The sequence below is a fragment of the Aromatoleum diolicum genome, assembly GCF_012910955.1.
Taxonomy (GTDB): domain Bacteria; phylum Pseudomonadota; class Gammaproteobacteria; order Burkholderiales; family Rhodocyclaceae; genus Aromatoleum; species Aromatoleum diolicum.
Genome location: NZ_WTVQ01000010.1, coordinates 55,123 through 82,107 on the forward strand (window position 1 = coordinate 55,123; position 26,985 = coordinate 82,107).

The following is a 26,985-nucleotide window of genomic DNA, read 5'->3' on the forward strand; positions in this document are numbered from 1 at the left end:
CCTGACCGGGGACGCCGCGGCATGGCGTTCCCGAGCACTTCTAACGCACGCTGATCTCGACCCGGTCGAAACGACCGGCGTCGTCCATCACGGTGATCCGGTAGCGGCCGGCCTCGGCAAATTTCTGCAGCAAGGCGCGGTTGGCGGGCACCCTGCCCACCTGCCGGCCATCCACCAGCCAGACCAGTTCCGCCTGTCCGCCGCGCGCCTCCAGACGCAGCTCCGGCGCCGGCCCGTTGCCGGCACGGCGAATGGTTTCGCCATCGCTGATACCGACGATTTTCAGGCCGCCCTCGGGCGCCTGCGCACCGCTGCAGGCCGGCGCCCAGGAGGGCGGCAAGGCCTGCCGGCGTGTCGCGGCATTGAGCCACGGCTCGAGCGCGGCCGGCCAGCGCGCCATGTCGACAGCACGCATCTCGCCCGCCGCGCAGTTGGCGCGCACCCGCAATCCGCTCGCTGCATCGCGATAATCCGTATACCGCGCCGAGCCGCCGCGCAGGCGGTCGGGGAAAGTCGGCGGTGCGGTGCCGTTCAGAATCCAGGCGCTGCGCTCCTGATGGCAGAGTTCGGGCGGAACGGCCTGAGCCAGCAGACCGAGCGGCCAGCAGATCTTCGCCGGCGCCACGCTGGCCGGCGGCGTGCGCGGCAGGGGCAGCCCGTCATCGATGGCGGAAAAGATATCGACCAGCAGCGGCGACGCGATGTTGGCACCGAAGAAACCGGGGTTCGGCGTGCCATCCGGCCGGCCTACCCAGACCCCGACGGTGTAGCGGTCGCTGACCCCGACGGCCCAGGCGTCGCGAAAGCCGAAGCTGGTCCCGGTTTTCCACGCGATGCCGCGGCGCGCGCCGACGCCATTTTCGATCGTTCGCGCGAGCGGCCCGCCGGACTCCAGTACCTCGCGGATGATGAAGGCCGCGCCTTCGCTCATCATGCGCGCGTCTTCCTGCGGCGCGTCGGGCAGGTAGCGCGGCTTGCCGCTGACGCCGCCGCGCGCGAGCGCCGTATAGGCGCCGACCAGTCCTTCGAGATCGACTGCCGCGCCGCCGAGGATCACGCTGAGGTTGGGCGCCGCGCCACGCGGCAGCTCGAGTTTCAGCCCGCCGCGACGCAGCAGCGCGACAAAGCGCTGCGGACCGAGACGGTCGAGCACTTCCACCGCCGGCACGTTCAGCGAACTCTGCAGCGCCTCGGACACGCTGACCGGGCCGCTGAAGTTCGCCTGGAAGTTGCCCGGCTGGTACCCCGCGAAGGATTGGGGCACGTCGGCAAGCAGCGATTCCGAATGGATCAACCCCTCGTCCAGCGCCAACCCGTAGAGGAAGGGCTTCAGCGTCGAGCCGGGCGAGCGCGCCGCCTGCACCATGTCGACATGCGAGAAGCGCGCGGAGTCGGTGAAATCGGCGGAGCCGGCATAGGCGCGCACTTCCAGCGTCGCGTTGTCGACGACCAGCGCCGCCATCGACACGCGCGGCGGAAGTACCACCAGGCGCGACGCGAGCATCTGCTCCACGGTGCTCTGAACGCCCGCGTCGAGCGTCGTGTCGATGCGCCGTTCGCGCGGCCGCTGACGGCGCAGGCGTTCGGCGAAGAGCGGCGCCAGCAGCGGTTCGCGCACGGTCTGCGCGATCACCGGCTCCTGTCGCGCATCAGCGACGACGGCCGCGCCCCAGCGCGATTCCAGGCGCGCCAGCACCTTGTCGCGCGCCTGCTGCGCACGTTGCGGGTAGCGATCCGGGCGCAGCAGCGACGGCGCCTGCGGCAGCACCGTGAGCAATGCCGCCTCGGATTCCGTCAGGCGCTTCGCCGGCTTGCCCAGATACGCGCGGCTCGCCGCCTCGACGCCTTCGAGCACACCGCCCATCGGCGCGAAGCTCAGGTACAGCTCGAGTATTTCGGACTTCGGCAGGCGCAGTTCGAGCTGCAGGGCACGCGCGATCTGGCGCAGTTTGCCGGGCAGCGTGTGCGGCGTCGGCTCGAGGATGCGCGCGACCTGCATGGTCAGCGTCGAACCGCCGGAGACGATGTGGCCATTGATTGCCCATTGCCCGGCGGCGCGCAGCAAGGCAAACGGATTGACGCCCGGATGCCACCAGAAGAAGCGGTCCTCGTAGGCGACAAGGGCTTCGACATAGCGCGGCGACACTTCGTCTACGCGCACCGGGTGGCGCCAGATATGCGCGCGGTCGGGGAAGGCGCGCAAGGGCGTGCCGTCGCGCGCTACCACCACCTGCGCATGCGGCGCCGCCCGCCCGGGCAGGGGTGGCGGAAACAGCTGATCCGCGAGCAGCAGCGCGCCCAATGCGGCGGCCAGCGCCAGCCGCCGCTGCAGGCTCATGGCGTCGACCTCATGGCTTCGCGCTGGCCGCTTCTTCGTTGCCGTCGCTGACCACGAGCATTTCGCCACCGCCCGCGAGACCGTAGATCTGCGGCTGGTACATGTCTTCCGCATAGGTGGGGGGCACGACGAAGCGCCCCGGCGTCACCACGCGCACGCGGTAGAAGAAGTCCATCTCGTTCCTGAGACGCGCCGCGACGACGAAGCGATCGTCGCGGAACTCGACGTGCTGGATGCTGCTGTTCTGCATCGCGTGGCGCGGATCGATGCCGGCGATGGTCACCGCCGACTGCTCGCCCTGGACGATGTTGGCGTTTTCGATCTCGACGCCTGCCGGCACGTAATCGACGATCAGGCCGTTGGCGTAGCGACCGGGCGTCTTCACGTTCACGCGCACGATCAGGGACTCGCCAACGCGCAGCGGGCGACTGCCGAGCGGCTGGCCGTCGGGCGTGTACCACTCGCGCTTGAGGTCGAAGACGTCTCGCCGCGCGGGCGGCATCTTCACCGGGTTGCCGGCGAAGTTGAGTTCGACGAACAGCCTTTCCTTGTGCGTATTCGTGATCTTCACGCCGGTCGCGACGTCAGCCGGCGACAAGGCCTGGAACTGCGCGCCCTTGCCGCCGATCGCCTGTGGCTTGCCCGCCACCGTCATCTCGGCCGCCCAGTCGCCGCCCGGCTGGGTCAGGAAGCTGCGCCCGAGCAGGAACAGCGCGAGCTTTTCCTGCGTGCTGTGGTAGCGGTTGCGCTCCATCTCGCCGGCCACCTGGCTGACGAGGTTGTCGCGCCCGTCGGGCTTCAACTGGTGCTTCTCCAGCAGCACGTACATCAGCGCCCAGTCGCGCAGGTTGCTGCCGTAGTCGCCCCACCAGTAATGGCCGGTGCGCGGCTTTTTGATGCCGGCTTCGACGGCGCCCGTCGCCCGGCCCTCGTCGCCCATCAGCTTCAGCGCCAGCCCGAGATGCACCAGCGCCAGCCCCGAATGGGCCGCAGCCTGCGACTCGTGCAGCTGGCGCAGTGTCGCCAGCGGCGCCTTGCCCTGCCGGGCCAGCACATAGGCGCCGTAGGCGAGCACGCCGAAGCGGCCGGAGCCGGCATAGCGGTAGTCGGTCCAGACCGAGTTCTCGTTGTAGCTCACCGGCCCGGAAGGCAGGCCGGCAACGCCTTCCTGCAGGCCCTTCAACAGGAACTCGACGGCGCGCTTTTCCATCTCGGCGGGCACGTTGAACCCCTGCTCGCGGGCGTCCACGAGGAAATTGGTGATATAGGCCGAAAGCCAGTACTGGTACTCCGAGAGATTGCCCCACAGGCTGAAGCCGCCATTCGGCGCCTGCATGCCGGCGAGACGCGCGATCGCCTTTTCCAGCATCTCGGCGCGCTGCGCCTGCGTGTAGGGCTTCAGGCCGAACTGCTTCGCGGCCGCCTCGTCGATGAAGACGTGCGGATAGGCCGTGCTGGTGGTCTGCTCGGCGCAGCCGTAGGGGTAGGTCAGCAGCCCCCTGACGGCGCTGCGCACGTCGATCGGCGCCTTGTCCGACACCGCCAGCGTCGCCTCGACCGTCTGTTTCATGAAGCCGCCCAGTTCGGCGTCGCGCACTTCGAGCGTTTCGCCGGGTGCGACGACCACGCGTTTCATCACCGACTGCCGCGGCGTCGGCGCCTGTACCTGTAGCGGGAAGGTGCGGTCGAGCTTGAGTAGCGGGCTCTCGATGCGCACCTGCACTTCGGTCAGGCCGATCACGGTGCCGGCCTCGATCGGGATGCGCAGGATGCGCTTCTGCTGGTCCTTGAGCGTGAGCGTCTGTTCGCCGGCCTTGATCACGAGGCCGTCGGGATTGCTCACAGTGATCCGGATGTCCTGCGCGGCGCCGGCGAGGTTCTGCACGTCCATCGCCAGCACCGCGCTGTCGCCCACCGACAGGAAGCGCGGCGTCGCCAGTTCGACCACCAGCGGCGCCGCCACCGTGACTTCCGCCTCCTGCATGCCGAAGCGTTCGCCGCTGGTCGCCACCGCCATCAGGCGCAGGCTGCCGTTGAAATCCGGCACCGGCAGCGACACTTCGGCTTCGCCCTGGTCGTCGAGCACCACCGGGCCACTGAAGAGATCGACCAGGCGCACCTTTTTCGGCAGGCTCTTGGTCGGCTTGGGGGCCGCATCGCCGCCGAACTTGAGCTTGCCTTTCTCGCCGTCCATCTTCTCGATCACACGGCCGTAGACGTCGTAGGCATCTGCACCGTAGCGCAGCCTGGCGAAGAAGAAGCCGAACGGGTCGGGGCTCTTGAACCCCGTGATGTTGAGGATGCCGGCGTCGACCGCCGAGACCGTCACCATCGCTTTCTGCCCTTTGGCCTGCGGCACCTTGACGCGGACCTTCAGCGGCCGGTCCGGCTCCATCTTCTGCGGCGCTTCAAGCGTCACGTCGAGCTTGCGGCTGCCGCGATCCAGCGGCAGGTGGACAAGGCCCAGCGCGCGCGCCGGCGTCACCTTGTCGCCGGCATTGCCGGGGCGCAGCACCATCACCGAGACGTAGAGATCGTGGCGCTTCCATTCCTTGTCGATGGGAATGTCGATCGTCGTGCCGTCGGCCCCGACCGACAGGCGGCGCACCCACAGCGCCTTGTCGCCTTCCACCGTCACCAGCGCCTCGCCGGCGTGCGGCGGCGTGATCGTCAGGCGCGCGGTGTCGCCGTCGGCATAGGCCGGCTTGTCGAGTTTCAGCGCGACGAGATCGGGGCGGACGCCCTGCGTCTCGTCGTCCTTGGCGAACCAGCCGGCGTAGAAGCGGAATCGGTTCGTCTGGCCGGTTTCCGGATCGAACACTTCGACGCGGTAGCGGCCGTACTTGACCGGCAGCGCGAGCTTGCCGCGCCCGCCGGCCGGCACGGAGACCTGGGTCGTCGCCACCAGTTCGTCGCTTTCGGTGAAGCCGGAATTCCAGCCGCGCTGGTCGTCGAAACGCCAGTAATAGCTGCGGTTCTCGCGGAAGAGCCGCACCGGCAGTGCCATACCCGCCTTCAAGTTGGCCGACGCATCGCTGCGCACGACCTCGAATTCGGCCGGCGCGCCTTCGCGCGCGTAGGCGCCGACGAACAGCGGCCGCAGGCCGACCAGCACCGGCGCCGGCCAGAACACCCGCTCGATGCTGCGCACCACCGGCCGGCCGCCGCTTTCGAGCAGGCCCAGCGTGGCACGCACGGTGAAGGGCGAGCGGCGCTTGGCGACCGGATCGAGGTCGACCTCGAGGCTGGCCTTGCCGGCCTCGTCGAGCTGCAGTTCGGGCAACTCGGCGCGCGACTTCACGATGTCTTCGTCGGCATCGCCGAAAACGAAGCCCGGCAGTTTCTGCGCCAGCGGGTTGCGGTTGCGTTCGGTATTGACCACGCCCAGCAGACGGTTGCCGGCCGCGGGGGCGCCGTACAGATAGCGCCCGGTAATGTCGATGGGCCAGGCCGATGCGCCTTCCAGCGACGCGCTTTGGCTCACGAGCTCGAGCTTCATGCGTTCGGGCAGGAATTCCTCGACGCCGAAACGCATCACGGTACCGGCCACCTTTGCCGCCGGATCGGCGCGCAGCTCCAGGGCCCACGAACCGGTCGCCGCATCCGGCGGCAACTCGATGGCACGGCGGTAGTAACCGGCATCCACTGCGTCGGGCTGCCAGGTGGCGGTCCACTGCGCCTTGCCGTCGGGCCGGCGCAGCACCGCCTGGATCGGTTGCGGCGGCACGGCGCCGCCGTCGGCGTCGCGCGCCATCACCGACACCTCGAAGCGCTCACCCGGCCGATACAGGTTGCGCCCGCTGTAGGCGAACAGCCGCACCGGGACGTAGGGCAGGCCGGCGGTGTCGAATTCGGCCAGATCGAGCGCGGGTTCCTTGAGGGCGATCAGCGACATCTGTTCGCCCTTGCGCGCCATCACCACACGGGCGTCCTTCGGGCGCTCGGCAAGGGCCACGCGACCATCGCCGTCGCTCTCGCCGCGCGCCAGGGTCTTGCCCTGCGCGTCGACCCAGCTCACCTCGACGCCGGACACGGCCTTGCCGCTGGTCAGCGAACTCACGTAGGCATCGGCGCCGCGCGCGGCGTATTGGCGCAGGTGCAGGCCCAGATCGCTGACGTAGAAATAGGTGGTCTGGAACTCGTGGCGAAAACGGTTCGGCTGCGACATCACCGCGACATAGACGCCGGGCTCGCGCAGGGCCGGGATGTTTTCCACCGGAATGAAGGTGACGCTGCGCCGATCGGCCTTCTGCTCGGTGAGGAAGCGCCCGATGAAGGCGCTCGTCGTCATCTTGTGCAGCCGTTCGAGCTCCCAGCCGTCCACCGCCCCCTTGAGGCGCGTGCCGCTGTCGCCGTAATAGCGCTCGTCCTCGTCTTCACCGTCTTCGCCTGCTTCGCCCGACGTTGGCGGCTGGCGCACCGGACCGGCCACCACCTGTTCGAGGAACTCGGACAACTGCTCCGGCTTGACCTTGAGGAACTGGATGTCGACCTCCGGCACATTGACCGTGGTCACCGGCAGGCCGCCATTCTGCGCGGCCGGCAACACCATGCCGCGGCTGGCGAAGTAGAAGGCCGGCGCCACCGCCGCCATCTGGATCGAGAAGCGCGATTCGGCGACGAGCTTGCTGCCGTTCTTCGCCGCCAGACCGGCCTGCACGCGTACCACGTAGCGCGTCTGTGGCTTGATGTGCGGGAAGAACAGCATGCGCGGGTTGTCGCCGACGACCCACGCGCCGGACACCGGGGTGCCGCCTTCGAGCGCGGTATCCGCAGCGGCGCGGCTGGTACCGCTCGCGAGGGGCCCGGCCGCGCCGGACTCGTCCTCGTCGCCTTCGCCCTCGTGCGGTGCGGACGCGTCCAGGGCCTGGGTAGCGGCCGGCATTTCCAGCACCTGCAGGAACTGTTCGTAGTCGCTCCGGGCGTCGAGCGGCAGGCTGAAGGACAGGGCCAGCGCCGGCGACCCATCCAGGTCGCGGGGCGCGCCATCCACCACCTCGAAAGCCACGCCTTCGGCGGGAAGCTCGTCCGTCCCCGTGTCGCGCAGATACCCGGTGAAGAAAAAGCCCAGCACCAGCACGACGAGAACGGCGACAACCGCAAGCTGCACGGCGCCGAAACCCTTGATGCGTTGTCTTTCGAATTGCATGACACCCTCGGAGAATATGCCGCGCGGATTCTAACCGAGACGTCGTGACAAAAACCCGCGCGGCGACGGAAAGACCGCGCACACGAACCGGGAGCTGTGGCCCGCCGATACGCGTTGCGGCGGGCACTGGCGCTGCTGCGCACTGCCGAATCGGCTCGTCGAAAATCCCAATAGGAAATTCCTACAATCAAAATGGGAATTATTCGTCTATCCTTAATATGAAATGCGCGGCACAATTGAATAAAACGATAAGCACCTGCGTTGCGCCCGTGGCGTGATTCAGGCAGCACACACGAGACATGCCCCCAACCCATGGCCAGCCTTGCCCGCCCATGCCAGATCGATCGCGCCGCGACCGGCGTCGCGTCGGCAATCGCCGTGCGCTACGCTGCGCCGGGTGCCCAATGGCTGCCGCGGGACGACTTCGGACCACCCGCGGGCCACAGGGGCAACGCCGGACATCGGTATGTCGCTGCATAGCTTCCTGACCCGGCTGATCTGGCTATGCGTGATGCCCCTGGTGCTGCTGACGGCCTATCTGGCCATCGACCGGGTCCGCACGGCGCAGGCGGAACGCGACCTCGTGGCCGCCAACGTAGCGAAGAACTTCGCCACCGCGATCGACCAGAACCTGGCTGCACGCATCGACGCGCTGCAAATGCTGGCCATGTCGCCGCTCGCGGATGATGCGTCGCGCTGGAAAGATTTTTATCGGGAAGCGCAAGGCTTCCACCAGAGTTTCGGCAGCCACGTCCTCCTTGCCGACCGGGATATGCGCATGCTGCTGAATACGCGCGAGCCGTTCGGCACGACACTGCCCGTGCTGCCGCAATTCAAAGGGCGCAGCGCGGCGCAGACCGCGCTCGAAACCGGCAGGCCGGCCGTCGGCGACAGCTTTTTTGCGCCAATCGCCAAGGTACCGATGGTCGCCATCGCCGTGCCTGCCCTGCGCGACGGCAGGACCGCGTTTCTGATGCTGACGATTTTCGAGGCTCGCCAATTCCAGAATCGCCTCGACCTGGTGGCGCTCCCCGCCGGCTGGGGCCTCACCCTGCTCGACGGCACCGGCGAGGCCATTGCCCGCCGCATGCCGGCGGGCGTCGATCCTGCCACGGACGCAGAAGACGCCAGGCGCTTCGTGGCCCGGTCTGAAGCCTCATCGTGGTCGGTCGTCCTCGAGATTCCCCGCGACCTCTATCGTGCCCCCCAGGTGAACGCCGCCATAGCGCTCGTGATCGCGATCCTGGGCGCCACGCTCGCCGGCGTCCTCGGCGGCCTGCTGGCCAGCCGCCGGCTGGGAAGGGCGGTGGCGGCGCTGGCGATCACCCCGTGCCCCGTGACCCGGATGCCGGACATCACCGAAATTGCCGCGGTGCGCCAACTGCTTGAGGAAAACGTCGCACGACGCGAGGCAGCTGAAGCAGCGCGGCGCGAGAGCGAACAGCGTTTCCGCGCCACCTTCGAGCAGGCCGCCGTCGGTATCGCTCTGGTCGCGCCCGATGGCCACTGGCTGCGGATGAACCGGAAACTGTGCGACATCGTCGGCTACACGCCCGACGAACTGCTGACCAAGACCTTCCGGGACATCACGCACCCGGACGACCTCGAATCCGACCTGAGGTCCATGCAGCAGACGCTCGCCGGCGAGATCGACGCCTATTCGATGGAAAAGCGCTACATCCGCAAGGACGGCCGCCTCGTATGGATCAACCTCACCGTCGCGCTGGTGTGGCGCCCCGACCGCCGCCCGGATTATTTCATCGCGGTTATCGAGGATATCCAGCGCCGCAAGGAAACCGAAGCGGCGCTGAGGGCCAGCGAAGCGACGCTGAAGGAGGCGCAGCGCCGGGCCGGCATCGGCAACTGGAGGTGGGACCTGCGCACCGGCGACCATGTCTGGTCGGATGAAATCTATCGCATCTACCGCCGCGACCCGGACTTGCCGCCGGCGGTCTATCCGGAGGTCCAGACGTACTTCGCGCCCGACAGCTGGGCCCGCCTCGCTGCCGCCGTCGAGGGCTGCGTGGCGTCGGGCGAACCCTACGAATGCGATGCCGAGGTCGTGCGCGCCGACGGAACGCACCGCTGGATCGTAGCCCGCGGCGAGGCGACCCGGGATGCGAAGGGGGCGGTGGTGGAGCTCCACGGCACGGTGCAGGACATCACCGAGCGCAAGCAGGCGGCCGACGCACTGCGCGAACTCAATGCCAGCCTGGAACAACGCGTCGAACTGCGTACCGCCGAACTCACCGCCGCCAACAAGGATCTCGACAGCTTCGCCTACTCCGTCTCGCACGACCTGCGCGCACCGCTGCGTGCGATGAGCGGTTTTTCGCAGGCGCTGCTCGAGGACTATCGCGACAAGCTGGGTGATGAAGCGAAGGTCTACCTGGATCAGATCGGCATCGCGAGCCGCAAGATGGGCGAGCTGATCGAAGGCATTCTCGCGCTGTCACGGGTCACGCGCGGCGAGCTGCAGCGCGAGACGATCGACCTGTCCGCACTGGCCGACAGGATCCTCGCCGACCTGAGGCGCGCCGAGCCGGACCGCGCCATCCGCGTCGACATCGAGCCGGGCATGTCGGTCTTCGGCGACGCCCGCATGATCGAGGCGGTCATGCTCAACCTGCTCGACAACGCCTGGAAATACACGGCCAGGACACCGGCGCCGGTGATTCGCGTGCGTGCCGGCGACGTTGCGGGCCGACGCGGAATCTGCGTCAGCGACAACGGCGCCGGCTTCGACATGGCCCATGCCGATAAATTGTTCCAGCCATTCCGGCGCCTGCACCGCCAGGATGAGTTCCCGGGCATCGGCATCGGCCTCACCACCGTGCAGCGCATCATCCGGCGCCACGGCGGCGAGATTCACGCCCAGGCCGCCCCCGGGCAGGGAGCCACCTTCTGCTTCACGCTGGCAAGCGAAAGCGAGGCCGGATGACCACCCCCGCCCGTAATCGCTACGTCGTCGTCGCCTGTGTCAGCTACGCGGTGCTGGCGCTGGCCTGGATTTTCCTGTCCGACCGGTTGCTGTCGACCTTCGCCGACATGGAATCCATCGTCTCGCTGTCGACGGCCAAGGGTGTGTTCTTCGTTTGCGCCTCCACCACGGCGTTTTTCTTTGCCCTGCGCTCGGTACCCGCCGCCGACGCGACCGGCATGGGACGGCTGATGGACGCACTGGCCACCGGCGTTGCGCCGGGGCGGCGGCCGCGCTGGCTGACCTGGTTCTTCGCCGTGACAATCACCCTCGCCATGCTGCTGGTGCGCCAGCGTCTTTCGGTGGGGTTCGGCGACCCGCCGCTACTGATCGTGTTCATGTTTCCGATCATCCTCAGCGCCCTCCTCGGCGGCCTTGGGCCCGGCCTGGTATCGACCGCCATGGCCGCGCTCGCCGTGGATTACCTGGCAATTGCGCCACAGCACAGCTTGCGCATCGCCAATAGCGTCGACCTGCTGCAACTGGCCTTCCTGGTCGTCAACGGCGTGGCGGTCAGCGTTCTCAGCGAAATGTTGCGGCGGTCGCTGATCAGGGCAGAGCTTGATCGTCGCCTGCTCGATGCTGTGATCTCGAGCACGCCGGACGCCGTGTTCGTCAAGGATACGGAAGCTCGCTACCTGCTGGCCAACGCCGCGGCTTGCGCGCTTGCCGGCAAAGCACGGGAAGAGATCATCGGCCGCGACGACAGCGTCCTGTTCCCGGAAGCGACGGCACGGGAAATGATGGCCATGGATCGTGCGATCCTGGCGACGGGCCGAACGCACACCACTGAGGAACTGGTCACGACCCACACTGGCAGGACACGGGTATTCCTGGGCACAAGGGGGCCGGTGATCGGCGAGGCGGGCCGGGTCGTCGGCCTGTTCGGTATCGCGCGGGACATCACGGAGCACCGGAGCGCCGAAGCCGAACTCCGCAAGCTCAATACCGGACTGGAACAGCGGGTGGCGGAGCGCACCGCCGAACTTCAGTCGGCCAATACCGAACTCGAAGACCTGGCCTACGCACTCACGCACAATCTGCGCGCACCGTTGCGCGCGATTAGCGGCTTCTCGCAGGTGCTGGTCGAGGATCATGCCGGGACACTCGATACGGAAGCGCGAAAATGCCTTGCCCAGATCACGCAGGCCAGCGGCGACATGGGCGAGCTGATCGATGGCATCCTCGCCTTGTTGCGCTGCACACGCGGTGAGTTGAAACGCGAAACGGTCGATATCTCGGTGCTGGCCGGACGGCGGCTGGGCAAACTGGCGCACGGCGAGCCGCTACGACAGATCGTATGGGACGTGGAACCCGGCCTCAGCGCCACCGGCGACACGGAAATGCTCGACGTGGTGATGGCACATCTGCTCGACAATGCATGGAAATTCACACGCGGCACCACGCAACCCGTCATCCGCGTGTTTGCCGGTCAGGTTGATGCCGTGGCAGGCATCTGCGTCTCCGACAACGGTGCCGGCTTCGACATGGCCCACGCAAATCGCCTGTTCAACGCCTTCCAGCGCATGCACCGCCAGGACGAGTTCCCCGGCACCGGCATCGGCCTGGCCACCGTGCAGCGCATCATCCGTCGTCACGGCGGGGAAATTCGCGCCGAGGCAGTTCCCGGCGCGGGTGCGACATTCTGTTTTTCCCTGCCCGCGGGCAACGGCGGCAATGGAGGATCGTCATGAATCGAGGAACCATACTTCTGGTCGAAGACAACCCGCAGGACGAAATGCTGATTCTGCGTGCGCTGAAGAAGAGCAACCTGGCCAACAACGTGGCGGTGGCCCGGGATGGCCAACAGGCGCTGGATTACCTTTTTGGCGAGGGTGAATTCGCCGGACTGGCAGGCACGGAACTCCCGACCGTGGTGCTGCTCGACATCGGGCTGCCGCGGCTGTCGGGGCTGGAGGTGCTGGAACGCCTGCGCAAGGATCCGCGCACGCGCTTGCTGCCGATCGTGATCCTGACGTCCTCCGACGAGGAACGTGACCGGCTGGTCAGTTACGAATGTGGAGCCAACAGCTTCGTGCGCAAACCGCTGGACTTCGGCGAGTTCGCCGCAACGGTGGCGCGCCTGGGCGTCTACTGGCTGGCCACCAATGAGCCGCCAAGGGATAGGGCGAGCCGATGATCAAATTACTCTATATCGAAGACGACCCCGCGGATTTCCATCTGCTGACCCGCCATCTGCGGCGCCAGGGGGTGGAGGCCGATGTGGTACGCGTGGAGGATCCGGCGGGACTCCGGGAGGCGCTCGACCAGCCGGGCTGGGACGCCGTTCTCGCCGATTACAACGTCCCCAACATGAAGTTTCGCGACACCCTGGCGCTGTTGCGCAATCGCCTTCCGGATTGTCCCGTCATCATCGTGTCGGGGTCCATCGGCGAGGAAACCGCGGTCGAACTGCTCAAGGAGGGCGTCTGGGACTTTGTCCTGAAGGACAATTTGCTGCGGCTGTGCCCGGCGCTCGACCGGAGTTTGCGTGATAGCGCCCAGCATCGTGCCCAGCGTGCCGCCGAACAGGCCCTGCAGGAAAGCGAGGAACGGTTCCGGCTCATCGCGGCACACATTTCAGGGGCGATCTGGCTGGCCGATGTCGATCTCGGACAGATCGTCTACGCGAGTCCGGCCTACGAGAACATCTGGCAGCGGACGTGCGCCTCGCTTTACGAGAATCCGCGCTCGATGCAGGACGGCATCCATGCCGACGACCTCGAGCGGGTCATCGGGGACACGCATTCGGCGCAGACAGCGGGGCAGCCTTTCGAGCACGAGTTCCGCGTCGTTCGGCCCGACGGTTCCATACGCTGGGTGCAGGACCGCGGATTTCCGGTCACCACGCCAGCGGGAAGACCATCGCGCTATGTCGGCGTGGTCGAAGACGTGACCGAGCGCCGCGGCAACGAGGAGCGGCTGCGCCAGGCCGCAACGGTGTTCGAGAGCACCCGCGAAGGCGTCATCATCACCGACCTGCAGAGCCGCATCGTGGCGGCGAACAAGGCCTTCACCGAGATCACCGGCTACACCGAAGCCGAAGCCCTCGGCCGGAAATCCAGCATCCAGCGCTCCGGCCGGCACGGGCGCGAGTTCTACCAGGCGCTGTGGGCGAGTTTGCTGGAAACCGGTCAATGGCAGGGCGAGATCTGGAACCGGCGCAAGAGCGGTGAGGTGTATCCGGCCTGGGCGACCATCTCCACCGTGCACGACGATCGCGACCGCCCGACGCATTATGTCGGCGTTTTCAGCGACATCAGCCAGCTCAAACGCAGCGAGGAGCAGCTGCTGCACCTCGCCCACTACGACCCGCTCACCGACTTGCCCAATCGCTTGCTGCTCCAGTCGCGTATCGAGCACGCCCTCGACCGGGCTGGACGGCACGGCGAGCGCGCCGCAGTGCTGTTCATCGACCTCGATCGCTTCAAGGCGGTCAATGACAGCCTCGGGCATATCGTCGGCGACAACTTGCTCGTCGATGTCGCGCGACGCCTGCGCGAACGCGTGCGCGACGAAGATACCCTCGGCCGTTTCGGCGGCGACGAATTCCTGCTGCTGCTCGAACCGATTCACAACCCCGAAGAGGCCGCGGTAGTCGCGCGCGACCTGCTGGCCGCGTTGGCAACGCCGTTCCTGCTCGACGGCAGCAACGAGGCCTATATCGGGGCCAGCATCGGCATCAGCATCTTTCCGGAAGACGGCAGCACTGCCGCCGAGCTGCTGCGCGATGCCGACGCGGCCATGTACAAGGCCAAGGAACAGGGTCGCAACCGCTTCTGCTTCTACACGGCCGACATGAACGTGAACGCCTTGGCACAGCTGGCCCTCGAAGGGGCCTTGCGCCGGGCGCTGGAGCGCAAGGAGTTCGTGCTGCATTACCAGCCCAAGCTCGATCTGCGTACCGGTCTGGTCGTCGGGGCCGAAGCGCTGATTCGCTGGCAACGCGAGGGCGGCCGCATGGAGCCGCCCGGCAGTTTCATTCCGCTGGCGGAAAAGACCGGACTGATCGTGCCGATCGGGACCTGGGTCATCGACACCGCCTGCCGCCAGCTGCGCGCCTGGCGCGACACGGGCTGGCCCGACCTGCGCCTGGCCGTCAACGTCTCCAGCCGCCAGTTCAATTCCGGCGACCTCGCCATGATCGTCGAGCAGGCCCTGGCGCGCCACGGGATACCGGCAGCCTCTCTGGAACTGGAATTGACCGAGAGCATGTTGATGGAGGATCCGGAGCAGACCGTCGCCATCCTGCATGAGCTGAAGCGCATCGGCGTCAGGCTGTCGCTCGACGACTTCGGCACGGGCTATTCCAGCTTTGCCTATCTGAGCCGCTTCCCGATCGATACGCTGAAGATCGACCAGTCTTTCGTGCGCAACATCGTCACCGAGCCCGAGGCGGCCATGATCGCCGTCTCGATCATCGACCTCGCCCATCGCATGCGCCTGAAAGTCGTCGCGGAAGGCGTTGAAACGGAATCACAACTCGGCTACCTGCAAAGTCGCGACTGCGACGAAATGCAGGGCTATTACTTCGCCCGGCCGATGTCCGCCGACGCGTTCCATACCTTGATCGCGGAAGGCAAATGCCTGCCCCGCATGCAGGGTGCGGAGAACGCCGCGAAGCGCACCATCCTCCTCGTGGACGACGACCCGGACGGACTCTTTTCGCTGTACCGGCTGCTATCCCAGGACGGCTACGACATTCTGACCGCCGAGAGCGGCATGCGGGGACTGGACCTGCTGGCCACTCATCTCGTCCAGGTCATTCTCGCAGACCAGCACCTGCCGCACATGACCGGCACCGAGTTCCTTTCCCGCGTCAAGGAATTGCACCCGGACTCGGTTCGCATCGTGCTGTCCGGCAGCACGGATCAGGAAACGATCACCCAGGCGATCGACAAGGGCGCCGTTTACAAATCCCTGCGCAAACCCTGGGACAGCGTCCTCCTGCGCGAACATATCCACGACGCCTTCGTTTTCCACGAAGCGATCATCAAACCCCGGGCCGCTAAGGCGAGTGGATACGACAAGCAGCGCAATTCCTGACAAGGACTGAGCGTCTCGCGGCACGCGCGGTCGCGTCCAACACGGCTCGAACAACGGGCGGCCGGCCCCGCGCCTCAGGGCGCCGATCCGACGAGTCGCGAGATCATCTCGCCGAGCGAACCGACCTCGAGCTTCTTCATCAGCCGGGCGCGATGCGCTTCGACGGTGCGCGGGCTGATGTCGAGGAACCGCGCGATCTGCTTGCTGGTCTTGCCGGCAATGAGCTGCTGCGCGACCTGGCGTTCGCGGGTCGTCAGGGCCGCGGTCACCGGCCGTTGCGCGGAGAGATCCTCGAGCATCCATACGGCGCAGGCGAACGGGTCCGAGCGATCGAGCGAGCGCCCCGACACGTGGCACCAGAACAGGTGGCCGTCGTGGTGGCGCATGATGCGGTCGTCGCTGTAGCAACCCTTTTCGCGCATCTCGTCGAGTCCGGCCTGGCCGATGCGATCGGACTCCTCCTGCGACGGATACAGCCTGTCGAACGAGGCGCCTTCCAGCTCCCCGGCGCGGTAGCCGAACATCGCCGCCAGCGTCGCGTTGCAGCGCTGGATGATGCGATTGCGCGACACGCACAGCCCCACCGGCGCGAGCTCGAAGGCCAGCGCAAGGTCGTCGTTCGACACGAGGTCCGGTTTTTCTCGAGTGTTCAACATCGCGACGCGCGTCGGGTGAAGGCTTACGTAAGACTACCATAGCGTAGTCCTACGCCTGTCCGGGTGGCCGGCGCGCCTCTACAGTCTTCTCCGGCATCACACAAAACAATAGAGGAGACATCCGATGGGCACCTGCATTGTCGGCTGGGCGCATTCGCCCTTTGGCCGCTTCGACCAGCTGGATATCGAGGCCCTGATCACCGGCGTGGCGCGCGAGGCGATCGCGCATGCCGAAGTGCCGGCCGCCGCGATCGACACGATCTGGCTCGGCAACCTGAACGGCGGCTTCGTTCCGGAAATCTTCTGCTCGTCACTTGCGCTGCAGGCCGACGACGGCTTGCGCTGGACGCCCGCGACGCGCGTCGAGAACGCCTGCGCGTCGGGCGCCGCGGCGGTCTTCGCGGCCTGCGATGCGATCGAAGCCGGGCGGGCGAAGATCGCGCTGGTCGTCGGCGCGGAAAAGATGAGCGGCATCTCCGGCCCCGAGGTCACGCGGGTGCTCGGGAGCGCGTCCTACGTCAGGGAGGAGGCGGCGCGCGGCCTGACTTTTCCGGGCATCTTCGGCCTGATCGCGCAGGCGTATTTCGCCCGCCACGGCGACCACTCGGGGACGCTCGCGCGCATCGCGGCGAAGAACCACGCCAACGGCGTGCGCAATCCGTGGGCGCAGATGCGCAAGGATCTGGGCTTCGAGTTCTGCAACACCGTTTCCGACAAGAACCCGCTGATCGCCGCGCCCTTGCGCAAGACCGACTGCTCGCTGGTGTCGGACGGCGCCGCGGCGCTGGTCCTCGCCGACGCATCGATCGCGCGGCAGTTTCCGCGCGCGGTGCGCTTCCGTTCGCGCGTGCAGGTGAACGACTTCCTGCCGATGTCGCGGCGCGATGCGGCATCCTTCGAGGGGCCGCGCCGCGCGTGGCGGCAAGCGCTGGCGGCGGCGGGCTGCACGCTCGACGACCTGTCCTTCGCGGAAGTGCATGACTGCTTCACGATCGCCGAGTTGCTCAGCTACGAGGCGATGGGGCTCGCCGCGCCGGGACAGGGCGCGCGCGTCGTCGAGGACGGCACCGTCGCGCGCGGCGGCCGCCTGCCGGTGAATATTTCCGGCGGCCTCAAGGCCAAGGGGCACCCGATCGGCGCGACCGGCGTGTCGATGCACGTCTTGTCGGCGATGCAGCTGTGCGGCGAGGCCGGCGACATGCAGGTGCCGGGCGCGCGCCTCGGCGGCGTGTTCAACATGGGCGGGCTCGCGGTCGCGAACTACGTCAGCGTATTGGAGCGTGCACGATGAACGTCGCCCAGTTTCTCGTGCGCACGGCGCGCATCCATCCGGAGCGTCCGGCGGTGTTTTCGGGCGAACGCTGCCTCTTCGACTACCGCAGCCTCGCATCGCGCGCGGCGCGCATCGCCGGCCACCTGCGCGGGCCGCTGGGGCTTGCCGAAGGCGACCGCGTCGCGGTGTTCATGACGAACTGCCCGGAATATCTCGAAGTGCTCTACGGCATCTGGTGGGCGGGGCTCGTCGCGGTGCCGGCGAACGCCAAGCTGCATCCGAAGGAGGTCGAATTCATCCTCGAGGATTCCGGCGCCGCGGCACTCTTCGTCAGCGAGGGCCTCGCGAGCGGCGTGCTGCCGCTGCTCGCCGCGGCACCGGCGCTGCGCCAGGCTTTCGCGCCCGGCACGCCGGACTACGCCATGCTCCTGGCGGGCGCGGCACTGGCACCGCAGCACCGCGCGCCGGGCGATCTCGCGTGGCTGTTCTACACCTCGGGCACGACCGGCCGGCCCAAGGGCGTGATGATCACCCACCGCAACCTGTGCACGATGAGCTCGTGCTATTTCGCGGATATCGACGAGGTCGGCCCGGACGACGCCATCGTCTATGCGGCGCCGATGTCGCACGGCGCCGGCCTGTACAACTTCATGTACGTGCTGAAGGGCGCGCGCCACGTCGTGCCGCCGTCGGGCGGCTTCGATGCGGCCGAGCTCGCGGCGCTGGCACAGGCGCTCGGCCGCGTGGCGCTGTTCGCCGCGCCGACGATGGTCAAGCGCCTCGTCGCTCACGTCGCCGAGACCGTCGCCGCGACCGGTGCCGAGGTGTCCGGCTTCAAGACCATCGTCTATGGCGGCGGGCCGATGTACGTCGAGGACATCCGCCGCGCGCTCGACGTGATGGGGCCACGCTTCGTGCAGATCTACGGCCAGGGCGAGTCGCCGATGACGATCACGGCGCTGTCGCGCGCGCAGCTCGCCGAGCGCGGGCACCCGCGCTGGGCCGAGCGCATCGCCTCGGTCGGGGTCGCGCAGGCGCTCGTCGAAGTGCGCGTTGCCGATGCGCACGGCCGCACATTGCCCGCGGGCGAGACCGGCGAAGTGCTGGTGCGCGGCGACGCGGTGATGGCCGGTTACTGGCGCAATCCGCAGGCGAGCGCGCAGACGCTGCGCGACGGCTGGCTGTGGACCGGCGACCTGGGCGCGATGGATGACGAGGGCTTCCTGACGCTGAAGGACCGCTCGAAGGACGTGATCGTCTCGGGCGGCTCGAACATCTATCCGCGCGAAGTCGAGGAAGTGCTGCTGAAGCACCCGGCGGTGCAGGAAGTGTCGGTCATCGGTCGCAAGGACGCGGAATGGGGCGAAGTGGTGGTCGCCTTCGTCGTCGCCGGCGAGGGTCGCGAGCGCGTCGGCGCGCAAGAACTCGATGCGCTGTGCCTCGATCACATCGCGCGCTTCAAGCGGCCGAAGGAATACCGCTTCGTCGCGAGCCTGCCGAAGAACAATTACGGCAAGGTGCTGAAAACCGAACTGCGCGCGCTGCTCGACGCCGACGGCCACGCCTGAACCCGCCCGGGCAGCTGCGGGCCGCCCTGCACCGGGCGGCCCGCAGCCGTTGCGTCGCTCGAGGCGTTCAGACGCGATTGCCGCGCACGCTATCGACGTGGGGATCGAGTTCGAAGCGCTTGAGCTTCAGGTACAACGTGCTCTTGGCGATGCCGAGTTCGCGCGCGACCGCCGCCATGTTGCCGCTGCAGCTGCGGATCGCGCGCAGGATCGCTTCGCGCTCGGCCTGCTCCAGGCCGGTGACGCGGCGCTGCGGCTCGGACGACGGCGCCAGCGTCGGGCTGGTGCGCACGTGGCCGGCGCGGATCTCCGCTGGCAGCGAGTCGATCGACAGCCGCGCGTCGTGCGAGGTCAGCAGCATGCTTTCGATGACGTTGCGGAATTCGCGGACGTTGCCCGGCCAGCGGTAGCGCTTCAGGCAGTCGAGCGCATCGTGCAGCAGCACGCCCTCTTCGATGCCGTGCGCGGCGGCGACCTTGCGCAGATAGTGCTCGGCGAGCAGGGGGATGTCGTCCGGATGGTCGCGCAGCGCGGGGATGCGGATGCTGGTCACCGCGACGCGGTAGAAGAGATCCATGCGGAAGCGCCCTTCGTCGATTTCCTTGCGCAGGTCGCGGTTGGTCGCTGCAATCAGGCGGAACTTGACCTTGCGCGGCTTGTTCTCGCCGAGGCGGTAGACCTCGCCTTCCTCCAACACGCGCAGGAAATGCGGTTGCAGGTCGAGCGGCATCTCGCCGATTTCGTCGAGGAACAGCGTACCGCCGTCGGCGGCCTCGACCTTGCCCATCATCCCGCCGCGCCGCGCACCGGTGAAGGAGCCCTCGGCATAGCCGAAGAGTTCGCTGGTAAGCAGCTCGCGCGAGAAGCCGCCGCAATTGAGCGCGACGAAAGGCGCATCCTTGGTCGCGCCGGCATCGTGGATGCAGCGCGCGAAGACATCCTTGCCGACGCCGGTTTCGCCGAGGAGCAGCACCGGGACACTCGAGCGCGCCAACTGCTGCGCTCGCTTGACCGCTTCCATCAGCGCCGGATCCTGCCCGATGACCCGTTCGAAGCCGCCCTTGCCGACCGGCTCGCCGTTGTCGGCTTGGCTCGCCGTCGAGCCGAAAACGGCGCCGCGACGATTGGGCAGCGTCAGCAGGGTGCCGATGCGCTGGCCATTGTGGATCACCGGTTCCAACCAGTCCTTGCGGATCCAGGCCGGCAGCGTGGCGGGCAGGGCATTGCCATCGGCGCGGCCGAGCGCGAGCGAGGACAGGTCGCCGGGCACGCCGTCCCAGCAGCCGTCGCCGAGATCGGTCAGCACCGAGGAGACGCGCTCGTTCGCCTTGATCGGGTTACCGCGGCGGTCGAGCACGATGATGCCGTCGGACGTCGCACTCGTCAGGCGCCGCATGCAGTACTCGAGCAGGCGGTAACGGATGTCCATCTCGAGCTTGGCGAGGCGGTTCTCGATGCGTCCGGCGGTGGTCACGACGAGCGCCAGGCTGTGACGGTTATAGGTGGTATTGAGCCCGGAGACGTCGATGACGCCGAGGATAGTGCCGTCGTACGGGTCGCGGATGACCGTCGCCGAGCAGGTCCACAGCTTGATGCCGGCGCAGTAGTGTTCGGCGGAGTGGATCTGCACCGGCTGTCCGATCTCCAGCGCCGTACCGATTGCGTTGGTGCCGCAGGCCAGTTCGCTCCAGTTCGCGCCCGACAGCAGATGCACGTTCTCGGCCGCACCGCGCGTGGACGAATCGCCCTCGAGATTGAGGATCGTGCCGCTGTGGTCCGTCAGCACCATCACGGTCCCGGTCTCGGACAGGAACTCGCGCGCCAGCGCCATCACCGGCGTACTCGCGCTCAGCAGTTCGCCATGCTCGTCGCGCAGCGAATACAGCGAATTTTCGGGCAAGGGCGGGGGCGCCTCATTGCGCGCCGGATCGACGCTCGCATCGAAACAACGCCGCCATGAGTCGTCGATCAGGCGGCGCAAGGCATCGGGACTGCTCTCCTCGCCACACAGGAATCGCTCCCATGTCGCCATGACGCGACTGTCGTTCTCCGGCCGCGAAAACATCTGGCTCGGACTGGTAACTTCCATCTCACTCCTCCTTTGCTTCTGCGCTGCGCTCTTCCGTCCGCCCTTAGCCGGCGTGGCGCGCAGTTCTTTGTAAAAACCCTGTCCTTTTCACTGCTACCGGTATTTTTTCGAATCGCTACCACCAAGAATAGTACGCCGTGTCGAAAAAGAAGCCGCGCTCCGGCCCCCGGATCCGTTCGCGGCGGGTCGGGCCCCGTGCCGGTGACAACATTCGCCGCAATTACCGTACCAGAACGAAGTGCGCAGCACGCAGACCACCGCATGGGTGCAGACAGCATCACGTCAGCGTGGCTGCGAGCCCGTCCTGACGCCATTCCGGACGAATTTCAATGCCGCAGGCAAGCGCCGGCGCGCGCGGACAGGGCGGGCCGGAGCACAGCGCGGCTCACCGGCAGCCGGATGCGTCCGATTTCTGGACGCGCATGCGTCCGATTCCTGGACTGTGCTGCCGTCCAGGAATCGGACGCATCGGTCTGCGACGGCGAATTCCGTGTGTTCGCACGCAGCCCGGCCCCGGCTTACTTGCCGCCGGTCGCCACTTCCTCCAGCTTGCTCAGCGACACATCGCGTTCCTCGACGCCCTTCGGATTGGCCTTCATGTTGGCCGACCAGGTCGTCGAGTGGTTGCGCTTGACGTCGATCACGTGGCCGACCACCGGCATCACCGCCTTGTAGCCGTCATCGCCGACATCGGGGCGGTTCTGGAAGACCATGAATTTCCAGAACTCGCCCTTCTGGTCATACATCTCGCCGAGGTAGGGCCGCGGGAAACCCACTTCCATGTACACCACCTTCTTGCTGTACGGATGCTCCGGCGGCGGCGTGCCCTCGACGACATACACCTCGCGCGGCTCCCATTCGATGTGCTTGGCCGGGAAGTAGTACGGCGCCTCGGTCAGGCCGACCGACGGGAACTCCGCCGGCGTGTCGCGCTTGGCGTTGTCGACGCTGAGCAGCGGGCTGTGCGCGATCGCGAACACCCAGCGCTTGCCGGTCAGCTTGTTGGCGCTGTACTTGGTCGGGAAGGCGTCCCAGATGTCCCAGTCGTCGTAGAGCTGGTCGGTGCCGCCGATCGGGTCCATCCACGCGCCGCCCGACAGCCGGCGCGTGCGCCGCACCGACTTCAGGTAGGCCCAGGTGTCGTCGGGCTTGGCCGAGGTGGGATCGTTGTAGCGGATCGAGAAGGTGCCGAGGCCGCGGATGTCCTGCGGGCTGGTCGCGAACAGGTAGGTCTTCTGCGCGATCGAGCCGTCGCCCTCGCTCATCGGCCCGCCGTCGAGGCGGCCTTCCATGTAGTAGCGGCGCGACTGCCAGCGCTGCACGCGCTCGATGCCGGTGGCGCCGCTGATGAACACGAAGGAGATGTCGCGCAGGTCCATCGTCGCGCCGTAGGTCGCGGCGCGCAGGTTCCAGATCACCTTGTCGCCGGCGGTCGGATCGTCGAGCTTGATCGCCTCGGGCGGGAACGGCATGCCGGCCTTCCAGCCGCTCATCGTGCGCGTCGCCGCATCGAACTTCACGTCCTTGGCGAAGTCGCGCGTCGCCGCGACGTACTTCGGGTCCATCTCGATCTTCTTCGCGTGGGCGATCTTCATCGTCAGCCCGTGGTTGCGGATCATCTGCTCCATCCGCTCGGTCACCATGCTGGCGATGGTCTTGCCTTCGAAAGTCTCGTTCTTGATCTTGTCGTAGTTGTCCTTGCTGATGACGAAGCCCGGCTGCAGCTCGCCGGCCTGCGCCGTTGCGACGCCCGCGCCGACGGCCAGCGCGCAGACGCCGACCAGCGCGCGGAGGTTCAGTGGCTGGCCCCGCCGGGCCGTGCATGCTCGATTCATGTGATGTCTCCTTGGGTTAGAACTGACGCGTCAAGCGGAAGGTCAGCTGGTTGTTGCGGGCGAAATAGCCGAACAGTTGCACCTTGGGGTCGGGGTCGAAGAGGGTCTTCGTCGAGCCCGAATTCCAGAAGAGGTCCGCCTCGATCTTGGCGCGCCAGTTGTCGCCGAGCGCGAGGTCCAGGCTGGGGATCGCGAAGCCGCCGCCGTGGGTCAGGTCGAAGCCGATCGCGAAGCCCGGATTGATCGTGTCGCCGCGGTAGTTCAGCACCGTGAAGGCGGTCAGGATCGTGTTGTGCTCGGAGAGCGGCGAGCCGTAGGCGAACAGGCGCACGAGGTCGTCCGACTTGCGGAAGTCCTTGACCCAGGTGTCGAACAGCTGCACCGACGAGAACGACGGCCGGTTGGTCCCGAGCAGCCGTTCGAAGTGCAGGTTCTTGTCGGCGCGCAGCATCGTCGTGACCGTGTCCTTGTTGCGGATGCCGCCCAGGCCGAGGCCCGCCGCGGCGCCGCGCGCCGGTGCCGTCAGCGCGCCGGTGCCGACGTTGTAGGGCTGGTCGATGGTGTAGGCGATCTCGGCGCTCAGCACCGCGTCGAGCGGCGCCGAATAGCCGCTGACGGTGGCGCCGAGCACGTCGATCATCGGATGGATGAGGTCGAACAGCGGGCCGTCGGGCGCCTGCTTGTACGGCGCGAACACCGAGTTGGCGACCGGATCGGCGGCGAAGGTCTTGATGTAGGCGAGCGAGTAGTTCAGCGGCCCGGCGAGTCCCGACCAGCGGATGCCGCCGGTGACGTCGTCCTTGTCGCCTTCGGGATGGTCGCAATCGAGCGTCGTCACCGCGGTCAGGTCGAAGCCGCGATAGGGCTGGAAGAACCAGCGGCCGCCCTGGATATCGTAGGTATTGCCGATGTCCTTGCAGCGATCGAGGCCCGGGCGGACATAGGCGTGCAGCTCGCCATCGGCCTCGGGCACATCGAGCTTCATGCTCGCGAGCCACAGCGGCTTGCGCCATTCCTCGTTTTCGCCTTCAAAGAACAGGCGCCAGCTCAGGTCGTAGCCATGCACCACGTCCATCGCGTGGAAGAAGTCGGATTCGCCCCACACGATCTGCTGCTTGCCGAGGCGGAAGGTGGCGCGCTCGCCGACCTTGAACTCGCCCCAGAATTCGCGCAGCTCGCTCTGGTTGTAGTTATCGAGGATGCTCGACGCGTCGCCGCCGGTGGTGCCGTTGGTCTTGCGCAGATCCTCCAGATCCTTCAGATAGTCGGTCTTGTACTCGCGGTCGAGCCGCCCGACCGCCTTCCACTTGATCGGGCCGGTGCGCGCATCCGCGTCGAGCAGCAGCGAACCGCGCAGCATCGACAGCTTGCCGCGGTCGTTGGCCTCGGTCTCGGGGATGTCCTGCAGGTTGAACGCGCTCCAGCCGCGCACGTAGCCGCCGAGACGGAAAAAATTCTCGGACTCGCCCTCGCTGCCGTCCCCGGCGTGCGCGATGCCGCAGCCGACGGACAGCATCGCGAGCGCCGCGGCGATCTTCCTGACTTTCGTGTTGCTCATGTACCTGTCTCCCTTTTCATTTGGTGGACGCACGACCCCCTCCCTGCCGCGGATTGCGGCAGGGCTGGTGCTGCGCGGATGGGGTTTAAAAGGCCGGAACCGGTTCGACCGCAGTCGCCTGTTCGATCGGATGGCGTTTCGAGCCGACGATGAATTCCGGCCGGAACACGAGCACCATCGCCGGCATCAGGAACAGCGCGCTGCATGCCGAGATGAACAGCCAGATCGCGATCAGCACGCCCATGTCGGCCTGCAGGCGCAGCGACGAGAAGCTCCACAGCACCACGCTGGTGACCAGCGTCAGTGCGGTGATCAACACGCCCTTGCCGGCGGACGCGATCGACTTGGCGATGGCGCGGCCGATGTCGCGGTGGTGGTGCAGTTCCTCGCGGATGCCATCGACGATGTAGAAGCTGTAATCGACGCCGAGGCCGATGCCGAGCGCGACGACCGGCAGGGTGTTGATGTTCATGCCGATGCCCTTCCACGCCATGTAGCTGAAGGTGAGCGTGTTGGAGAGCAGCACCGGCACCATGAAGAACATGCCGGCGACCGAGGAGCGGTAGGTGAACATGCAGCACACGACCAGCACCAGCAGCGCGAAGGCGATAGCTTCGATCTGGCCGGCGAGGATCACCTCGTTGACCGCCGCGAGCACGCCGACGAGGCCGCCGGCGAGCAGGAATTCGGCGTCGGCGATCGGATGCGCGGCGACGTATTCCTTGACCCGCGCGATCGCGGTGCGGATCGTCTCGCCCTGGTGGTCGCGGAAGAACAGCGTCACCGCCCCGTTCAAGGCCTGCGGATCGGCGAAGCGGTCCATGTCGCCGGGGTCGGCGCCGGAGACGAACATGTACACCAGCTCGCCGTTCTCGTTGGCCGAATTGCCGAGCTCCTGGTAGCGCGCATTGCCTTCGCGCACGACCCGCTTGACCGCCGGCAGAATGTCGGCGAGCGACAGGCTGCCGCCGACTTCGGGCTGCGCTTCCATGTATTTCTGGAAGCGCTCCATACCCTCCAGCACCGCCGGCTCCTTCAGCGCGCCCTCGTGCTTGCCGCCGACGACGACGAACATCCGGTCCGAGCCCTGGAACTTCTGGTTGATCGCGCTCGCGTCCCGGTTGTAGGTCGAGTCGGGCCACAGAATCGGCGACCCCGGATTGGCGTCGCCGACCTTGAGGTTGAAGGCATACAGGCCCGACACGACGAACACCACCGCCGCGCCGCCGACGATGGCGTAGCGCGCGCGCGACGTCACCAGCCGCGCGCACAGCCCGAGGATGCCCTGCAACGCGGGCATGATGTTCACCGGGTGCGCGTAGCGCCGCCGCAGCCCGCACCACGACAGCAGCACCGGCGTCAGCACCATCGCGCTGAACATGATCGACAGGATCCACACGGTGCCGATGTAGGAGATCTTCTCGAGCATCGGGATCGGCGTCAACGCAACCACCAGCACGCAGCCCGCATCGGCGACGATCGCGAGCATGCCCGGCTTGAACAGGTTCGACAGGCTCGCCTTGGCCGCCGCCGCGGTGCTCGGCGCCCCCGCAGCGACCTCGTCGTCGAAGCGCGACACCAGCTGCACCGAGTTCGAAATCGCCTGCGCGGTGATCAGGAAAGCCACGACGATGACCAGCGGATCGAGGTGGAAGCCCATCAGCTTCGCCGCGCCGAGCGCCCAGACCGCGCTGACGCCGCCGGTGACGAGCGGCAGCAGCGTGCCGTGCCAGGTGCGGCTGATCAGCAGCAGCAGGAACACCAGCGCACCGACGGTGATCAGGAAGATGTACAGCGTCTCGGTCAGGTAGTGGTTCACCAGGCCGTAGAGAATCGGCTCGCCGACCACCCGCACCAGCACGCCGTCGCCGCTCGCGCGCTCGGCGATCGCCTGGATCTGCTCGTAAGCCTTGAGGTAGTTGACCGCGCCGTCGGTGAAGTCGGCGGTGATCAGCGTCGCCTTCATGTCGATCGACACATAGGGGCCGTACACCAGCGGATTGTTGAGCACCGCCTCGCGCAGCGCCGCGATGCCGGCCTGGTCGCGCGGCAGGTTCGGCCACATCAGCGGACGCGACTCGATGCCTTCGGTCGAGGCGCGCACCTCCTTCATCTTCTTCGACGCGAGCGACACGATCTGGTAGGTGTCCACGCCTTCGACCTTCTTCAGGTCCTGCGTGATCTTCTGCACCTTGCCGAGCAGCTTCATGTCGAAGATGTCGCCCTGCTCGACCTCGAGCATGATGCTCACCATGTTCGAGCCGCCGAAAGTCTGCTTGAACTTGTTATTGACGGCGACATAGGGATGGTTCTTCGGCAGCAGGTCGCTGAATACCGTCTTGATCTCGATATGCGCGGCCAGATAACCCATGACGCAGGTCAGCGCCGCGATCGTGGCGACGACGAGCACCCGATGTCGCAGCAGCAGGTCAATGACGCGGCCAAGCGCCCTGAACGTTGCGTTCTTCATTGCTGGTTTCCTTTTTCCGAAGG

General features: G+C 67.0%; 13 protein-coding genes. 6 read left to right on the forward strand and 7 right to left on the reverse strand.

All coding sequences use genetic code 11. The features are described from left to right. Positions 1 to 40: 40 nt before the first annotated feature. Both pbpC and GPA25_RS08065 read right to left on the reverse strand, forming a co-directional pair. Complete coding sequence (gene pbpC, locus GPA25_RS08060; RefSeq protein WP_169259860.1) at positions 41 to 2,338, reverse strand: penicillin-binding protein 1C; 2,298 nt, start codon at positions 2,336 to 2,338, stop codon at positions 41 to 43. Positions 2,339 to 2,348: 10 nt separating this feature from the next. Further along, positions 2,349 to 7,487 (reverse strand): alpha-2-macroglobulin family protein, encoded by a 5,139-nt coding sequence (locus GPA25_RS08065; RefSeq protein ID WP_169259861.1) that lies wholly within the window; start codon positions 7,485 to 7,487, stop codon positions 2,349 to 2,351. Between the two features lie 466 nt (positions 7,488 to 7,953). Between GPA25_RS08065 and GPA25_RS08070 the strand changes: the two genes are divergently transcribed. Genes GPA25_RS08070 through GPA25_RS08085 form a run of 4 tightly spaced genes read left to right on the forward strand, consistent with a single transcriptional unit; the run spans position 7,954 to position 15,513 of the window. Then, positions 7,954 to 10,428, forward strand: coding sequence for a sensor histidine kinase (locus GPA25_RS08070; RefSeq protein WP_211163012.1), 2,475 nt, complete (start codon positions 7,954 to 7,956; stop codon positions 10,426 to 10,428). After that, the gene (locus GPA25_RS08075) at positions 10,425 to 12,161 is read left to right on the forward strand and encodes a sensor histidine kinase (RefSeq protein WP_169259862.1); all 1,737 of its coding nucleotides are present in this window, start codon (positions 10,425 to 10,427) and stop codon (positions 12,159 to 12,161) included. The genes GPA25_RS08070 and GPA25_RS08075 overlap by 4 nt, the downstream gene beginning before the upstream one ends. Further along, positions 12,158 to 12,607, forward strand: coding sequence for a response regulator (locus GPA25_RS08080; protein ID WP_169259863.1), 450 nt, complete (start codon positions 12,158 to 12,160; stop codon positions 12,605 to 12,607). The genes GPA25_RS08075 and GPA25_RS08080 overlap by 4 nt, the downstream gene beginning before the upstream one ends. Continuing rightward, a complete protein-coding gene (locus GPA25_RS08085; RefSeq protein WP_169259864.1) occupies positions 12,604 to 15,513 on the forward strand; it encodes an EAL domain-containing protein in 2,910 nt (969 codons plus the stop codon). Before GPA25_RS08080 ends, GPA25_RS08085 begins: the two co-directional genes overlap by 4 nt. A 74-nt stretch (positions 15,514 to 15,587) precedes the next feature. Here the strand turns inward: GPA25_RS08085 and GPA25_RS08090 are convergent, their stop codons facing one another. Further along, complete coding sequence (locus GPA25_RS08090) at positions 15,588 to 16,169, reverse strand: LuxR C-terminal-related transcriptional regulator (protein WP_169259865.1); 582 nt, start codon at positions 16,167 to 16,169, stop codon at positions 15,588 to 15,590. Between the two features lie 124 nt (positions 16,170 to 16,293). Here GPA25_RS08090 and GPA25_RS08095 point away from each other — a divergent pair, with 124 nt between their 5' ends. After that, complete coding sequence (locus GPA25_RS08095; RefSeq protein ID WP_169259866.1) at positions 16,294 to 17,460, forward strand: acetyl-CoA acetyltransferase; 1,167 nt, start codon at positions 16,294 to 16,296, stop codon at positions 17,458 to 17,460. Further along, entirely contained in the window at positions 17,457 to 19,010 is a 1,554-nt protein-coding gene (locus tag GPA25_RS08100; protein ID WP_169259867.1) for an AMP-binding protein, read from the forward strand. Before GPA25_RS08095 ends, GPA25_RS08100 begins: the two co-directional genes overlap by 4 nt. A 67-nt stretch (positions 19,011 to 19,077) precedes the next feature. Here the strand turns inward: GPA25_RS08100 and GPA25_RS08105 are convergent, their stop codons facing one another. The 4 genes from GPA25_RS08105 to GPA25_RS08120 form a co-directional block, all read right to left on the reverse strand. Further along, the gene (locus GPA25_RS08105) at positions 19,078 to 21,099 is read right to left on the reverse strand and encodes a sigma-54-dependent Fis family transcriptional regulator (protein WP_211163013.1); all 2,022 of its coding nucleotides are present in this window, start codon (positions 21,097 to 21,099) and stop codon (positions 19,078 to 19,080) included. A 518-nt stretch (positions 21,100 to 21,617) separates the two neighbouring features. Further along, complete coding sequence (locus tag GPA25_RS08110; protein ID WP_169259868.1) at positions 21,618 to 22,934, reverse strand: DUF1329 domain-containing protein; 1,317 nt, start codon at positions 22,932 to 22,934, stop codon at positions 21,618 to 21,620. 16 nt (positions 22,935 to 22,950) lie between these two features. After that, positions 22,951 to 24,492, reverse strand: a complete 1,542-nt coding sequence (locus GPA25_RS08115; RefSeq protein ID WP_169259869.1) for a DUF1302 family protein — start codon at positions 24,490 to 24,492, stop codon at positions 22,951 to 22,953. A gap of 85 nt (positions 24,493 to 24,577) precedes the next feature. Next, complete coding sequence (locus GPA25_RS08120) at positions 24,578 to 26,962, reverse strand: efflux RND transporter permease subunit (RefSeq protein ID WP_169259870.1); 2,385 nt, start codon at positions 26,960 to 26,962, stop codon at positions 24,578 to 24,580. Positions 26,963 to 26,985: the final 23 nt, after the last annotated feature.